Source organism: Paucibacter sp. M5-1, from assembly GCF_027498415.2.
In the GTDB taxonomy this organism is placed as follows: Bacteria; Pseudomonadota; Gammaproteobacteria; order Burkholderiales; family Burkholderiaceae_C; genus Roseateles_E.
In genome coordinates, this window is record NZ_JAPZLM020000001.1 from 4,347,754 (window position 1) to 4,362,224 (window position 14,471).

12 protein-coding genes are annotated in these 14,471 nt (G+C 68.7%); 7 read left to right on the forward strand and 5 right to left on the reverse strand.

Going from position 1 to position 14,471, the window contains the following annotated elements:
- Positions 1 to 2: 2 nt before the first annotated feature.
- On the reverse strand, positions 3 to 1,262 hold the full coding sequence (locus O5M90_RS20630; RefSeq protein WP_262971580.1) for a sensor histidine kinase: 1,260 nt from the start codon (positions 1,260 to 1,262) through the stop codon (positions 3 to 5).
- 87 nt (positions 1,263 to 1,349) lie between these two features.
- Between O5M90_RS20630 and O5M90_RS20635 the strand changes: the two genes are divergently transcribed.
- The 6 genes from O5M90_RS20635 (at position 1,350) to O5M90_RS20660 (ending at position 7,479) form a co-directional block, all read left to right on the forward strand.
- Positions 1,350 to 1,751 (forward strand): PPC domain-containing DNA-binding protein, encoded by a 402-nt coding sequence (locus tag O5M90_RS20635; protein ID WP_269838252.1) that lies wholly within the window; start codon positions 1,350 to 1,352, stop codon positions 1,749 to 1,751.
- A 3-nt stretch (positions 1,752 to 1,754) separates the two neighbouring features.
- Complete coding sequence (locus O5M90_RS20640) at positions 1,755 to 2,759, forward strand: Gfo/Idh/MocA family protein (protein ID WP_269838251.1); 1,005 nt, start codon at positions 1,755 to 1,757, stop codon at positions 2,757 to 2,759.
- 24 nt (positions 2,760 to 2,783) lie between these two features.
- Entirely contained in the window at positions 2,784 to 3,629 is an 846-nt protein-coding gene (locus O5M90_RS20645; RefSeq protein ID WP_262971578.1) for a PA4780 family RIO1-like protein kinase, read from the forward strand.
- A gap of 169 nt (positions 3,630 to 3,798) precedes the next feature.
- Positions 3,799 to 5,226, forward strand: a complete 1,428-nt coding sequence (locus O5M90_RS20650; RefSeq protein ID WP_269838250.1) for an ABC transporter substrate-binding protein — start codon at positions 3,799 to 3,801, stop codon at positions 5,224 to 5,226.
- The gene (locus O5M90_RS20655; RefSeq protein WP_137944729.1) at positions 5,223 to 5,939 is read left to right on the forward strand and encodes a response regulator; all 717 of its coding nucleotides are present in this window, start codon (positions 5,223 to 5,225) and stop codon (positions 5,937 to 5,939) included. The genes O5M90_RS20650 and O5M90_RS20655 overlap by 4 nt, the downstream gene beginning before the upstream one ends.
- Positions 5,929 to 7,479, forward strand: coding sequence for an ATP-binding protein (locus O5M90_RS20660; protein WP_440402308.1), 1,551 nt, complete (start codon positions 5,929 to 5,931; stop codon positions 7,477 to 7,479). The genes O5M90_RS20655 and O5M90_RS20660 overlap by 11 nt, the downstream gene beginning before the upstream one ends.
- A 10-nt stretch (positions 7,480 to 7,489) precedes the next feature.
- Here O5M90_RS20660 and gluP read toward each other — a convergent pair whose 3' ends face one another.
- From gluP to O5M90_RS20675, 3 genes are all read right to left on the reverse strand, one after another.
- Positions 7,490 to 8,818, reverse strand: a complete 1,329-nt coding sequence (gene gluP / locus O5M90_RS20665) for a glucose/galactose MFS transporter (protein WP_269838248.1) — start codon at positions 8,816 to 8,818, stop codon at positions 7,490 to 7,492.
- A 20-nt stretch (positions 8,819 to 8,838) separates the two neighbouring features.
- Entirely contained in the window at positions 8,839 to 11,457 is a 2,619-nt protein-coding gene (locus O5M90_RS20670) for a TonB-dependent receptor (protein ID WP_269838247.1), read from the reverse strand.
- Positions 11,458 to 11,622: 165 nt separating this feature from the next.
- Entirely contained in the window at positions 11,623 to 12,234 is a 612-nt protein-coding gene (locus O5M90_RS20675) for an NAD(P)H-dependent oxidoreductase (protein ID WP_269838246.1), read from the reverse strand.
- 54 nt (positions 12,235 to 12,288) lie between these two features.
- Here O5M90_RS20675 and O5M90_RS20680 point away from each other — a divergent pair, with 54 nt between their 5' ends.
- Positions 12,289 to 12,924: a TetR/AcrR family transcriptional regulator gene (locus O5M90_RS20680; protein ID WP_269838245.1), complete on the forward strand. Its 636-nt coding sequence runs from the start codon at positions 12,289 to 12,291 to the stop codon at positions 12,922 to 12,924.
- Here O5M90_RS20680 and O5M90_RS20685 read toward each other — a convergent pair.
- Entirely contained in the window at positions 12,921 to 14,342 is a 1,422-nt protein-coding gene (locus O5M90_RS20685; protein WP_440402309.1) for a hypothetical protein, read from the reverse strand. The genes O5M90_RS20680 and O5M90_RS20685 overlap by 4 nt on opposite strands.
- Between the last annotated feature and the right edge of the window lie 129 nt (positions 14,343 to 14,471).

The following is a 14,471-nucleotide window of genomic DNA, read 5'->3' on the forward strand; positions in this document are numbered from 1 at the left end:
ACTCAGGCCCGTGCCACCGGCCACTCGACGACAAAGGTGGTGCCGACATCGGGCCGGCTGCGCACCTGGATATGGCCGCGCAACGCATCAATCATCTGCTTGACGATCACCAGACCCAGGCCGGTGCCCTGTACATGGCTATCGCGCTCACGGCCCAGGCGGTTGAAGGGCTGGAACAGCTGGGCCTGCTGCGCGGCCGTCAGCCCGACGCCGGTGTCCTCGACCTCGATATGCAGCTGATCCTGGCGCAACGACAGCCGGGCCCGCACATGGCCGCCGGGGCGGTTGTACTTGATCGCATTGCTGAGCAGATTCGACAAGACCTGGCGCAGGCGCTTGCCATCCGAGACGACGACATGGTGGCCGTTCTCGGTCGCCAGGTCCAGGCTGACCTGGCGCGCCTCGGCCGACTGCGAAACCATGTCGCGGCAGTCCTGCAGCACGGTCTGCAGATTCACCGGCTCGCGCTCGATGCGCATCACACCGCTCTCGATACGGGCGATGTCCAGCACATCATCGACCAGGCGCAGCAGATGCCAGCCGGCGGTCTCGATATGCTGCAGCCACTCCTGCTGCTTGGCCGACAGGGCCTCGGCCTGGTTACCCATCAGCTGGGCAAAACCCAGCACCGCATTCAGCGGTGTGCGCAGCTCATGGCTCATGCGCGACAGGAACTCGCTCTTGGCGCGATTGGCCTGCTCGGCGGCCTCGCGGGCGCGGTCGGCGTCCTGCAGGCGCAGGCGCTCGGCGGTCTCCAGCTCCAGCTGATGGGTGCGCTCCAGCACGCGCGCCTCCAGCTCGTGGCTGAGCTGCTCCAGCCTGGCCTCGGCGGCGCGCCGCTCGGCCACCTCGCGCGCCAGCCGATCGACCATCTTCTCCAGCGTCTCGGTGCTGGGCAGGCGCAGCGCCTGCGGCATCAGCCACCACAGGCCGATCGCGGTGACCAGCGAGACCGCCGCCGTGGCCGCCTTGACATAGCCCTGCAGCCAGTAGGCCGGTGTCCAGATCGTCAGGATGTCCACCACATGGGTGCTGCCGCACAGAAAGATGAAGGCCGAGAACAGCACGAAGATCCAGTTGAACTTCAGATCGCTGCGCCGCTTGACGAAGACCATCAGCGCCAGCGGGATAGAGAAATAGGCCAGCGCCGTCAGCGCATCCGCGCCCACCATCAGCCCTAGCAGGTCCGGGCTCCACTGGAAACACACACCATGGGGCAGGAATCCCTGGCTGGCGGTCCATTGCAACAGGCTCTGGCTCATCGGGAGCTCCCTTGATCGACGTCAAGCTGCTTTATGCGCCCGACGCGGCGGCGAGGCAAGCGCAGTTGCATGGGTTACGCTGCACCGATGAACACCCTGCCTGTGCGTTTGCTGCCCGGTGACGACCTGCGTGCCGCGCTGGAGGCGGTGCTGGCCGCCCAGGGCGGCAGTGCCGCCTTTGTGCTGAGCGGCATCGGCAGCCTGAAGCCGGCGCGACTGCGCCTGGCCGGTGCCGAGCAGATCATCGATTTGACGGATGACGTCGAGATCCTGACCCTGGCCGGCAGCCTGGCGGCCAATGGCTCGCATCTGCACATCAGTGTGTCGGACCGCCAGGGCCGTGTGCTGGGCGGCCATGTGGCGCCCGGCTGCATCGTCCATACGACGGCCGAAGTGCTGCTGGCCCTGCTGCCGGACTGGCAGCTGCGCCGCGAGCCCGACGCCGCCACCGGCTATGCTGAGTTGCAAATCCGTCCTCTCTCTGATTGACACATGACCGAATTCGCATGGGCCCTGGTCGGCCCAGGCAAGATTGCCCGTCGTTTTGCCTCCGCCGTGCAGCAGCTGGATGGCACCCGCTTGCACAGCGTGCTGGGCCGAGACGCGGCCCGCGCCCAGGCCTTTGCCCGGGAGTTTTCCGCCGCCCGCTCGACCACCGATCTGGCCGCGCTGCTGGCCGACCCGGCGGTGGACGGCGTCTATGTGGCCACACCGCACTCCGAGCATGGCGAGATCGTGCGCGCCTGCCTGGAGGCCGGCAAACCGGTGCTGTGCGAGAAGCCGCTGGTGCCGGGTCTTGCCCAGGCCGAGCCGCTGGTGGCGCTGGCGCGTGAGCGCGGCCTGTTCCTGATGGAAGCGGTGTGGACCCGCTTCCTGCCGGTCTATACCGAGGTCTTGCAGGGCTGGCTGCGCGCCCAGCTGATCGGCGAGCTGCGCGGCATCCAGTCCAGCTTCTGCTTTCCTGCCCCCTACCAGAGCGGCAGCCGCCTGTTCGACCCGGCCCTGGCCGGCGGGGCGCTGCTGGACATCGGCATCTACAACCTGACGGTGACGCGCTGGGTGCTGCGGCAGGCGCTGGGCGTCTGCCCCGAGCCGCTGGCGCTGCGTGCCGAGGGCGTGCTGGCGCCGACCGGCGTCGATCAGCGCGTCAACGCGACGCTGAGCTTCCCAGGCGGCCTGGTCTCGCAGTTCATCTGCGGCATCGACGGCAGCTCCGACAACGCGCTGCACATCCTCGGCACGCGCGGCAGCATCACCTTGCCGCACAACTTCTGGCAGGCCACCGAGGCGCGGCTGCAGCTGCACGGCGAGCCGCCGCAGACCGTGGCCGCGCCGTTTCGCATCAACGGCTTCGAGGGCGAGATCGAGGAAGCGATGCGCGGCATACGCGCCGGACTGATAGAGAGCCCGCGGATGCCGCATGCCGAAAGCCTGGCGACTCTCGCCTGGATGGACGAGATCCGGCGCCAGCTGGGCGTGCGCTATCCCTTCGAGTGAGGGCCTTGCGGCGACAATGCGCCGATGAAAGCACCCAAGAGACTGCAGGCCCTGATCGATGAGGGGCTGATCGACGCGGTGCAGCGCCAGCTGATGAGCGGCAAGGAAGCGACCGTCTATGTCGTGCGCTGCGGCGACGAGATCCGCTGTGCCAAGGTCTACAAGGAGGCCACCGAGCGCAGCTTCCGCCAGGCCGTCGACTACACCGAGAACCGCAAGGTCAAGAACAGCCGCCAGGCCCGAGCGATGGCCAAGGGCACCCGCTACGGCCGCCAGGCCACCGAAGCGGCCTGGCAGAGCGCCGAGGTCGACGCGCTCTACCGCTTGGCCGGTGCCGGCGTGCGCGTGCCCCGGCCCTACAACTTCCATGAGGGCGTGCTGTTGATGGAACTGGTCACCGATGCCGACGGTGACGCCGCGCCGCGCCTGAACGATGTGCTGTTCACGGCCGAGGAGGCACAGACCCATCACACCAGCCTGATCAGCGAGGTCGTGCGCATGCTCTGCGCCGGCGTCGTGCACGGCGATCTGTCCGAGTTCAACATCCTCTTGGCGGCCGACGGCCCGGTCATCATCGACCTGCCGCAGGCGGTGGACGCGGCCGGCAACAACCATGCGATGCGCATGCTGCTGCGCGATGTCGGCAATCTGCGCGACTTCTTCGGCCGCTTCGCGCCGGCGCTCTTGAGCACCGACTACGGCCCCGAGATCTGGGCCTTGTTCCAGCGTGGCGCGCTGACGCCCGAGACCCCGCTGAGCGGCCGCTTCGAGCGCAAGCTGGCGGCGGTGGACCTCGGCGCGGTGCTGCGCGAGATCGACGACGCGCGCGACGAGGAGGCGGCGCGGCGGCTGAGGATGCAGATGGGTTGAGCAGGGTGTGTCGCACGCAGGCATCGTGTTACGTTTTTTAAGATTCGGGCGCTGGCCCCGTTTCATGGGAGATGGCGGGCGTGAGGGAGGCGCCAGGGCGTTATTCCCAATCGCCAGCGCTGAGCGGGCGCTCCCAGAATGCCGCCAAGCGCAGCGAGGGACGCTTTCGGTGACTCAGCGATTTCCACAACAGACAGACCCAGCAGCAGGGACACAAGGCCGCCACCCGCCGACCGGCTGGGGCGGCCGTGCGCTGGTCTGTGCGTGCCTGGCGCTCGGCGGGCTGGCGCCGGCCTGGGCCGCGCCGGCCGGCGCGCTGGCGGACAAGCCGGCCGCCGAGCTGAATGTCTTGCACTGGTGGACCTCGGCCAGCGAGCGTGCGGCGGCCGACCATGTGGCGGCGCGCATGGCCGAGATCGGCCTGCGCTGGGTCGACGGCGCGGTGGCCGGCGGCGGTGGCGGCGCGGCCATCAAGGTGCTCAACGAGCGCACGCTGCGCCGCATGGCGCCCAAGGTGGCGCAGCTGAATGGCCAGTCGATGAGCGAGTGGGCCGATATGGGCCTGCTGCTGGAGCTCGACGGCGTGGCCCAGCGGCGCCAGTGGAGCCGCGTGCTGTTCCCGCAGGTGATGGCGCAGCTGACGGTGCGTGAGCATGTGGTGGCCGCGCCGCTGGGCATCCACCGCATCAACAACCTCTATCTGAACAAATCGCTGTTCCGCCAGCACAGGATCGAGCTGCCGAGTGACTGGGACGGGCTGGAGCGCGCCGCTGCCCGGCTGCGTGCCGCCGGCGTGAGCCCGGTGGCCTTCAGCGACGAGCCCTGGCAGGTGGCCACCGTGTTTGAGGCCTTGCTGCTCAGCGAGGCCGGGCCGGCGCTGTACCGGCGCATGCTGGTGCAGCGCGATCCGGCGGCTTTTGGCGACCCGGCGCTGGAGCGGGCGTTCAAGCGCCTGCGCGTCTGGCGCAGTCTGGCCGGCCCGGCGCCGGCCGTCACCGCGCCGGCCAGCGGCGCCGCAGTCGCCGCGCCCGGCGAGCGTCCCTGGACCGAGCTGGTGGCCGACTTCGCGGCCGAGCGCTCGGCCATGCTGATCATGGGCGACTGGGCGCGTGGCGAGCTGGGCATGCTGGGCCTGGAGGGTGGCCGGGATTTCGAGTGCAAGGCCGTGCCCGGCACGGCCCAGGTCCATCTCTTCAGCATCGACACGCTGGCGATGCTGGCCGGCGGCAGCCCGGCGCAGGCCGAGCAGGAAAAGATGGCCGAGCTGCTGGGCAGCGCCGCGCTGCAGCTGGGCTACAACCGCATCAAGGGCTCGGTGCCGGTGCGCCGCGATGTGCCGGTCGACGAGCTCGACCCCTGCGCCCAACAGTCCTTCCACCTGTTCGCCAACCCCGCGACGCCGCGCGTGCCCAGCCTGGTGCACCGGATGGCCTTCGGCGAGGTGGGCAAGAATGCCATCATCGAGACGGTGCATCGCTTCGCTCTCGATCCCAGCCAGACACCGGCCGCCGCGCAGCGCAAGCTGCAGGGCCTGCTGCGGGCGCTGAGCCCCGCCGCTGCCACGGCGGCCCCGAACCCCAGGAAAGCCGCGCCATGACCCGCACCATCCTGATCGTCGACGACGACCAGAAGATCCGCACCCTGCTGAAGACCTATCTGGAGAAGAACCAGTACGCGGTGCTCTTGGCCCATGATGGCGCCAGCTTCATGGCCGAGTTCGAGCGCCATCGCGACGAGATCAGTCTGTGCATCCTCGACGTGATGCTGCCCGATACCGAGGGCTTTGCGCTGTGCCAGGCGGTGCGGCGGCGCTCCGAGGTGCCGGTCATCATGCTGACCGCCAGCGCCGAGGAGACCGACCGCATCATCGGCCTGGAGCTGGGCGCCGACGACTACATCGGCAAGCCCTTCAACCCGCGCGAGCTGCTGGCCCGCATCAAGGCCATCACCCGGCGTACCGGCCAGGAGCGCAGCCAGGCGCCGCGCTACTACCGCTTCAACGGTTTCTCGCTGGACCTGCTGGAGCGCAGCCTGATCGACCCGGACGGCAGCGCCAGCGCGTTGTCGGGCATGGACTTCCAGCTGCTCAAGCTGCTGGTCGAGCACCCCGGCGAGGTGCTGGAGCGCAGCCGCCTGGCCGAGGTCACGCGCGGCCGCGACCTCGGCCCGCTGGACCGTTCGCTCGATGTGCAGATGAGCCGGCTGCGCCAGCGCCTGCAGGACGATGGCAAGCAGCCGGCCCTGATCAAGACGGTGCGCGGCTCGGGCTATGTGTTCGCGACCACGGTGACGGTGGGCCATGCGCCCTGAGCGGGGGCCTGGAGCCGGCCGGTGGCGCGGCACCGGCTGGCCGCAGCGCTTCAGCGGCTTCTTGTTCGACAGCCTGCAGGGCCGCTTCGTGCTGGCGATGCTGGGGGGGCTGGCCCTGGTGCAGCTGCTGATCAATCTGCTCTGGTACAGCCAGATCGAGCAGCGCACCAAGCGCCAGACCGAGCAGGCCGCCCACCATGTGGCCAGCGGCGCCTTGGGGGCGCTGCGCGCCTTGCGCGAGCTGCCGGCGGCCTACCGGCCGCTGCTGATCGAGCAGCTGCGCACCATGGGCGGCACGCGCTTTCTGGTGTTCTTCAACCAGGCCGAGGTGGCGATCCGGCCGCTGCCCGAGCAGGCGCTGGCGCGGCTGCTGGAGGCGCGGGTGCGCGAGGAGCTGGAGTCCCGGCTGGCCGCCGGCACGGCGCTGCGCGTGACCCTGGCCTCGCCGCTGGGCCTGCAGGTCGGGCCCGGCGGCGCGCTGCTGGCCGATCTGCCCGACAGCTGGGTCGATCCCTCGCTGCTGGCGCCGGAGCGGCCGGCGCCCTTTCTGGTGATACAGGTCGAGACCGAGCCGGGGCAGTGGCTGTATCTGAGCAGCGCGCTGCCCGACCCTTATTTCCTCGAACAGCTGGAGTTCTTCAGCTGGCAACGCCTGACCCCGCAGCTGCTGACCCTGGGCCTGGCCCTGCTGCTGACGCTGATCGCCGCGCGGGCGCTGACCCGGCCGCTGGCCGGCCTGAGCCGGGCGGCGGCGCGCGTCGGCCGCAAGGCCGCGCCCGCGCCGCTGCGCGTCAGCGGCACCTCGGAGGTGCGGCGCGCGATCCAGGCCTTCAACGAGATGCAGGAGCGCATCCGCCGCTACCTCAGCGACCGCGAGCGCCTGTTCGCGTCGATCTCGCATGATCTGCGCACCCCGATCACCCGCCTGCGCCTGCGCAGCGAGTTGCTCGACGACCCGGCGCTGCAGGACGCCTTCCACGAAGACCTGGACGAGCTCGACATGATGGTCAAGACCGCGCTGCAGATCGTCAAGGACACCGACATCCACGAGAACCGCGTGCCGGTGCGTATCGACCTGGTGCTGCAGAAGATGGTGCGCGATGCCCGCATGGCCGGCCAGCGCATCGAGCTGCAGGACCGCCCGCTGACCGTGTTCGGCAAGCCGCTGGCGCTCAAGCGGGCGATCGGCAATCTGCTCGACAACGCGATCTTCTACGGCGCCAGCGCCGGCACGCCGGAACCCAGCGGGCATCACGCGGAGCTGCTGATGAGCGAGGGCGAGGCGGGCAGCCCCGATGAGGGTCAGGTCTTGCTGACGGTGCGCGACCATGGGCCTGGCGTGCCCGAGGCCGCGCTGGCCGAGCTGGGCCAGCCCTATACCCGGCTGGCCCATGGGGCGCGGCTGCGCGAGGAGGGGCTGGGCCTGGGCCTGTCCATCGTGCGCGATATCGTCGCCGACCATGGCGGCTCGCTGCGCTTTCGCAACCATCCGCAGGGCGGCTTCGAGGTCTGCCTGGCCCTGCCGGCGCCCGGGCCTTGATGCCCCGACCTCAGCCCCGACCCCAGCGCCGCAGCCGGTGGCCGATCAGCGCATAGAACAGGATGAAGCCGTAGCAGGGCAGCAGCAGCCAGTAGGCAGCCTGGGCCTGGCCCGTGTCGGCGAGCCGACCATAGCCCATCGGCAGCAGCGCGCCGCCGGCAATGCCCATGATCAGCAGGGCCGAGCCGCTGGCGGTGTAGCGGCCCAGCCCGTCCAATGCCAGCGGCCAGATCGCCGGCCAGACCAGGGCATTGGCCAGGCCCAGCAGGGCCAGGAACATCACCGTGTCCGGCACCGGCGGCACGCCCGCCCAGCCCAGCAGCGCCAGCGACAGCCCCGTCGAGCTCTTGGACGCCAGGGTCACGCCGGCCGTGCACGCCAGGCCGGCCAGCGCCGACAGCAGCAGCGCGGCGCGCTGCGACAGCAGGCGCGGGATGCACAGCACGCCCAGCAGATAGCCCAGCACCATGAAGCCCATGGTGTAGGAAGTCAGCACCGCGAAGTTGGGCACGCCCAGCTGCTGGCCGTACAGGCCTATGGTGTCGCCGGCGATCACCTCGACGCCGACATAGGCGAACAGTGCCAGCGCGCCCAGCACCACCTGGGGGAACTGGAACACGCCGCGCTGCACCCGGGCCGGCTCGTCGCGACCCTCGTCCAGCACCGGCTCGCGCAGCGCCGAGAAGTGGATGATGGCGGTGAACAGCGCCAGCGCGCCGGCCATCACCAGATAGGGCCGCAGCAGGCGGGCGGACAGCTCCACCCGCAGCGCCTCGCGCCCGGCCTCGTCCAGTGCGGCCAGGGCTGCGTCGGAGTACTGGCCGACGCCGGACAGCACCAGGGCCGAGAACACCAGCGGCACGATGATGCCGGCGCCCTTGTTGAACAGGCCCATGATGCTGATGCGCATGGCCGCGCTCTCGCGCGGGCCGATGCAGACGATGTAGGGGTTGATCGCGGTCTGCATCAGCGTCATGCCGCTGGCCAGCGTGAACAGGGCCGCGAGGAAGACGCCGTAATGGCGGCTTTGCGCCGCCGGGATGAATAGCAGCGCGCCCAGCGCCATCACGGCCAGGCCCAGGCTCATGCCGTTCTTGTAGCCGATGCGGCCCAGGATGGCGGCCGAGGGCAGGGCCATCACCGTGTAGGCGATGTAGAAGGCGAAGGTGACCCACAGGGCCTGGAAGTTGTTGAGATCGCAGACCAGCTTCAGAAACGGGATCAGCGAGCCGTTCAGCCAGGTGACGAAACCGAGGACGAAGAACATCAGGCCGATGAAGAGCATGGGCAGCAGCACCTGGCCGCGCGAGGCGGCCGCTGCAGGAATGGGTCGGTTCATGGTGTGTGTCATCCCGGCTCTCAGAACTTCGCGCGCAGGCCGATGCTGTAGCGGGCCCCGTTCTCGTAGACGCCGATCGGCAGGCCGTCGGCGGTGTTGGCGCGTATCACCTCGTTGTTGATGTTGACGGCCGAGGCGTACAGCGCGAGCTTGGGGCTAATGTCCCAGCTGGCCGAGGCGTCCCACTGGCCATAGTCGCCGTTGACGACCTGGCCGCCCATCTGCACATCGCCATAGCTCTTGGAGCGATAGTTGTAAGAGACGCGCAGGCTGATGCCGTGGCGCTCGTAGTAGCCGCTGATATTGAACTGGTCGCGCGAGTTGCCCAGCACGTTCAGGCGCGGCTGGCCCGCCACTGCGCCGGCCTTGGCATCGGTGAAGGTGTAGTTGACGACCGTGCCGAAGCCGCTCTGGCCGAAGGGCTGCTGCCACTGCAGCTCGATGCCCTTGATGTCGGCGCCGTTGTCGGCGTTGTAGGGGCGCTCCACCGTCAGGGTCTCGCCGCCGACCTGCTCCTGCTTCGAGGCCTTGTAGGTGAAGGTGTCGAGCCGCTTGACGAAGAAGGTGGCCGAGGCCAGCGCGGCGTCGGCGTAGTACCACTCGGCGCCAATCTCGGCCTGCTTGGCATGCACCGGCTTGAGCAGCGGGTTGCCGGCATAGGCACGGCTCAGCACGGTGCCGTCGCGGCGCATGCCGGGGCTCAGCAGGTCGAAGGTCTGGCGCGCCATCGTCCGGGCCACGGCGCCGCGCAGCATCACATCCTTGCGCAGCTGGTAGACCAGGTTCAGATTGGGCAAGGCGTCGGTGTAGTTGTGCTCGACCCGGGTCGGCGTGAAGCTGCCGCCGGCGCCGCCGAGAAAGCCTTCCGAGCTCTGCGCGGTGCGGACCAGGCGCAGGCCCACGTCGCCGCGCCATTTGTCCAGGCCGAAATCCGCCTTCACATAGGCCGCGCTGATGCGCTCATGGATCTTGTAGTTCTCATTGGGTACGTCCTTGTAGACCATGGCCTTGTCGAACATCGGGATGCCCTTGCTCGCCACCAGGCCGTCGTCATACCAGGCGTACTGGGTCAGCGCGCCAGGGTGGCCGGCCTGCTGGCTCAGGTGCGGCGAGGCGCCGCTGGACAGCTCGGCCAGCGAGAACGACTGCCAGCCGGCCGAGCCCGGCCCGGCCGTGCCCTGGATGCGGCTGTTGCGCAGCGTGTTGTCGCGCAGCTTCAGGCCCACTTTGATGGTGTGCAGCAGGCTGTTGTCGAACTCCCAGCTCAGATCTCCCTGGGCATAGTTCTCCTTGCTCTCCATGCGGCGGATTCGGTCGTCGCCGGCCTTCAGGGTCAGCGCCTTCGGATCCAGCGGATTGATGTCCAGGTACTTGACGCCGTATTTGTCGGGGCCCAGATCGAGCTGCACCCGGGTGTCGCCCTCCATCCAGAAGTGGCGGTCATGCGAGCTGCCGCCTTCGCTGGAGGTCGTGCCGAGCTGGCCGTGCAGCTTCCAGTTGCCGCCCTGGTAGTTGCCGTCGAGATCGGCCACGCGCGACTTGATATAGGACTTGCGATAGATAGGCTCGAACGAAACGCCGGTCTTCGGCCCCACCGTGCCGCCCACCAGGGCCTTGGAGCCGTCCGACACGCTGATGAACTTCGGGTCGGTGACGGCGATGCGGCCGTTCACCGCCAGGCCGCCGGCCTGCCACAGATAGTTCTGGTTGTTGTTGTCCATCTTCATGTCTGAATCCATCAGATTCAGCACCAGATCGGTGGCCGGGTTGGGCCGGAACTGCAGCGACAGATTGGTGGTGGTGCGGCGGCGATCCTGGCGGAAGATGGCCGAGCCGCCGCCCCAGGGCGCGTAGGCGGTGGTGATGGCGCCGTTCTGGTCGACCACCTCGTACTTGCCGTCGGGGAACATCTCCAGGCCGTCGCGGCGCATATGGCGGCGCTGGCTGCTGATGGCCAGCAGCACGCCGAAGCTGCGGTCCTCGTTCTGCCAGTTCAAGAGGCCGGACAGCTGCGGATCGGTCTTGCCCGGCAGCTTGCTGTGCATGGCCTCGGCGGCGGCCTGCAGCGTCAGGCGCTGCTTGAAGTCCAGCGGACGGCGCGTCTTGACGATCACCAGGCCGCCGATGCTGCCCTCGTCGAGGTCGGCCGAGGGGCTTTTGTAGACATCGAGGCTGCCGACGATCTCGGACGGCAGCACGTCGTAGTTGAAGCTGCGGGTCTGTGGTTCATTGAGCCACCACTCGGACGAGGCGACGGCCTGCCCGTTGAGCTGGGTCATATTGAGATTCTTGTCGGTGCCGCGCACGAAGATGGCCTTGCCCTCGCCCCAGATGCGGTCCACCGAGATGCCGGGCACGCGCTGCAGCGAATCGGCCACGTTCTTGTCGGGGAACTTGCCGACATCCTCGGCACTGATCGAGTCGACGATATTGAGCGACTCGCGCTTCTCGGCCAGATTGCGCTTGAGCGTCGCGCGCACGCCGGTGATCTCCACCGTGTCCAGCTTCTCCTTGGCCTCGGTGCCGGCCGGCTCCTGGCTCTGGGCAGTGGCTGTGGCGGCCAGCGTGCCGAGGACCAGGGTGATCAGCGTGGGGAGGACTTGCCGACGGAACTGCGGCTTGACGATGGCTTGGGACACGGGCTTGCTCCTGATGTTTTCATTGGGGGCGGTTCGGAGCGGCCAATCTAACGGCGCCAGCCCGCTTCGGCGCACGGCGTTGCCTTTTGTTGGACTACATTGCGGCGGGCTTACAAAGACGCAAGATGAAGTCTTGTGACCGAGGAGCAGCGCCGGCGGCGCCGGCTAGCCAGCGCTGGCGGCGGTCTGCGCGGCGAAGAGCTGCCGGCCGATCTCGTGCGCCAGGCTGAGCCGGACGCCGGCGTCCTCGCCCGCGTTCGGCAGCAGCAGTTCGGAGCGAGTCACGGTGGCACCGCAGTAGTCGAAGATGCCGTGCTCGATCTGTGTCTTCATCGCTTCGGCATAGCCATGGCGTGCATAGGTGCGCGCATCGGCACCGCCAAGCGCAACCAGATGTACCGGCAGGCGCTGCAGCAGCTTGCTGACCCCGCCTTGCGGGTCGGCATCGTAGGCCCAGCCGTTCGCGAACACCCGATCGATCCAGCCCTTCAGCAGCGCCGGCATCGACCACCAGAACACCGGATAGACCAGCACCAGTGCGTCCGCCCTGTCGATGCGCCGCTGTTCGGCCGCCACATCGGCGGGCGGCGCGGCTTCGCGGTCATGCACCGCGAAGTCCGCCGCGCCGAAGCGCGGATCGAAACCCTCGATCACAAGGTCGGCCACCTCGGCCGTGTCAGCCGGGTCTGCGGCGCGGATGCCCTGGGCAATGCGGGCCGCCACCGCGTGGGTCAGCGAGCCGGGTTTGGGATGGGCGGTCACAATCAAGGCGTGCATCAGTTTTATATACTACTGGTATGTACCAATGGTATGTTACTGATGGTAGGTTTCATGTCAAGCACAGTGAAGAAAGCAGTCCCGCCCGTGTCACCTGAGGAGCCGCGCCGACGCCTGGCGCGCGAGGAACGCTATCGTCAGCTGATGGACGCGGCCCGGCAACTGGTCCGGGAGGAGGGCACGCAGGCGCTGACCCTGGGTCGCCTCGCGGAGCGATCGGGGGTGACGAAGCCGGTGGTCTACGACCATTTCGGCGCGCTCCCCGGGCTGCTGAGTGCACTCTATCTGGAGTTTGCGGCCCGCCAGACCGCGTTGATGAATGCAGCGCTGGCGGCGAGCCGGCCGACCTTGCGGGACAAGGCGGCCGTTATCGCGGCCTCCTATGTGGGTTGCTTCATCGGCCAGGGCCGTGAGCTTCCCGGCGTGATTGCCGCCCTCGACAGCACGCCGGAGCTGCAGAAGGTCAAGCGCGAGTGCGAGCTGGCCTTCATGAGCGTCTGCGAGTCGGAGCTGGCGCCGTTCGCTGCGCCGCGCACGATAGCTGCCGCCAGCCTGTGGGGTGTGCTCGGCGCCGCCGAAGCCCTGTCGACCGCCGCCACCGAAGGCGTGCTGAGCGCCGCGCAGGCCGAGGATGAGTTGCGCCAGTTGCTGGTCGACATCGTTGGACGCAGTCGGCGGTCGACGGGCTAGCGCAACCGCTTTAGCGTGTTCTTGTCGAGCGGCGTGTCGCGCCGCTCCTCGACGCGGTGGTCCACCAGCTTCTCGTAGGTGTGCAACTGATGCTGGTCGGTCTTCTTCAGCGCGCGGGTCAGCTGGCCCTCGGTCGCCTCGATCAAGGTCGTGACCGTGTTGCGGTCCTGGATCTTGTTGAGGTCGTAGTTGCCGCTTCGGGTGTCCAGCATGCCGCCGGTGCGCGATTTCTTGGCATGCGCATCCAGCTTCTCACTCTGCGTCTGGGTGATGGACCTGTCGTCGGCGGCGCCGTGTCGGCGCAGCGTGGTCTTCTGGCTGAGCTGGTAGTCGGCGCGACCGGCCTCGGTGACGGCGCCCGCCGGGTTGCTTCTCTCGAAGTCGCCGCCGAAACTGGCCTGGAAATCCATCAAGCCGCTGAGCAGGGGCTGCACCTGCCGCTCCAGCGCCGGGCTCAAGGCCTCGGCCCGGGACGCCACCTGGCTGGGTGGCTGCGCATGCAGCTGGGTGAAAGCGTTCTTGAACAGGGCTACCAGCGCGGCGTCGGCGCGGCTGCGCTGCGCGGCGGCATCGAACTGCTGCAGATGCTGCTGAATCGCGGACTGCCGCTGCTGCGCGCTGCCCCGACCCACGGGCGTGTTCATATCGAGATCCACTGCGATCTCGCCCGCCTTGCCCGCCAGCGCCAGCGTCTTGCGGTCCGTCCCCAGATGCAGCGCGAACGAAGCCAGGGCTTGCGAGGGCTTGGGGTTGCTGACCCTGAGATCCACGCTGGTCAGCGCGCTGCTGTCGTAGTCCATCAGCCCGGCCAGATCCAGCTTGAGCGCGCCGGCTTGGCCCAGGCCGTCCAGCGCCTTGTCCAGACCCTCGGCGAGCCGGGCCAAGGCCTCGCGCTCCGCCTTGCTCAGCGGGCCCGAGCTGCCGATCTCGACCTGAAGGCCGCTGCGGCCTTCATGCTCGCTCGTGGCGATCTTCAGCGCCACGGTCTGCCCCGAGAGGGTCCGTATCTTCAGGCTGACCTGGGCTGCGTCTGCGCCATCCAGCGCCGGGGCCGCGAGGGCGCTCGTGCGATCTGTGGCCATCGCGTCGGCCGCAGGCGGTGCCGAATCATCGACCAGGGTCTGGCGATAGTCCGACTGCGTGCTGGCGAGGTGTGACAGCAGTGCGCCGCCCAGCCCGCTCCAGCGCCCGGCCAATCCGCCGGCACTGCCATTGCGCGCCATCAGGCTGCTGATGGCGTCTTGCTGCGGCGAAGCCCAGGACCGGGTCGTCGCGAACGGCGCTTCGTCGACAGCCCTGGGTTTGGCATAGACCACCGTGGCGGCGGCCGCAGCGTCCAGTGTCACCCGTGTGGACGCTGGCGAGGCACTGCTCTCTACCGCCACGGCGGTGGGCCGGGCCGGCGTTGTCGTGCGCACGGGGCTGAGGTGTTGCGTCGGCAGGCTCAAGCCCGCTGAGCTGATGCGTGTCATTCGAGTCGGAGTCTCCCTGATTGTTATGGGTCTGCGGCGCGGCGCGGACCTTGTCTGCTGTATCGGCAGCGCTTT

What these genes read in the sequence shown, in the direction of transcription:
- O5M90_RS20630 (WP_262971580.1), bottom strand. Translation starts at nt 1,262, where the DNA reads ATGAGCCAGAGCCTGTTGCAATGGACCGCCAGCCAGGGATTCCTGCCC.
- O5M90_RS20635 (WP_269838252.1), top strand. Translation starts at nt 1,350, where the DNA reads ATGAACACCCTGCCTGTGCGTTTGCTGCCCGGTGACGACCTGCGTGCC.
- O5M90_RS20640 (WP_269838251.1), top strand. Translation starts at nt 1,755, where the DNA reads ATGACCGAATTCGCATGGGCCCTGGTCGGCCCAGGCAAGATTGCCCGT.
- O5M90_RS20645 (WP_262971578.1), top strand. Translation starts at nt 2,784, where the DNA reads ATGAAAGCACCCAAGAGACTGCAGGCCCTGATCGATGAGGGGCTGATC.
- O5M90_RS20655 (WP_137944729.1), top strand. Translation starts at nt 5,223, where the DNA reads ATGACCCGCACCATCCTGATCGTCGACGACGACCAGAAGATCCGCACC.
- O5M90_RS20660 (WP_440402308.1), top strand. Translation starts at nt 5,929, where the DNA reads ATGCGCCCTGAGCGGGGGCCTGGAGCCGGCCGGTGGCGCGGCACCGGC.
- gluP (WP_269838248.1), bottom strand. Translation starts at nt 8,818, where the DNA reads ATGAACCGACCCATTCCTGCAGCGGCCGCCTCGCGCGGCCAGGTGCTG.
- O5M90_RS20675 (WP_269838246.1), bottom strand. Translation starts at nt 12,234, where the DNA reads ATGCACGCCTTGATTGTGACCGCCCATCCCAAACCCGGCTCGCTGACC.
- O5M90_RS20680 (WP_269838245.1), top strand. Translation starts at nt 12,289, where the DNA reads ATGTCAAGCACAGTGAAGAAAGCAGTCCCGCCCGTGTCACCTGAGGAG.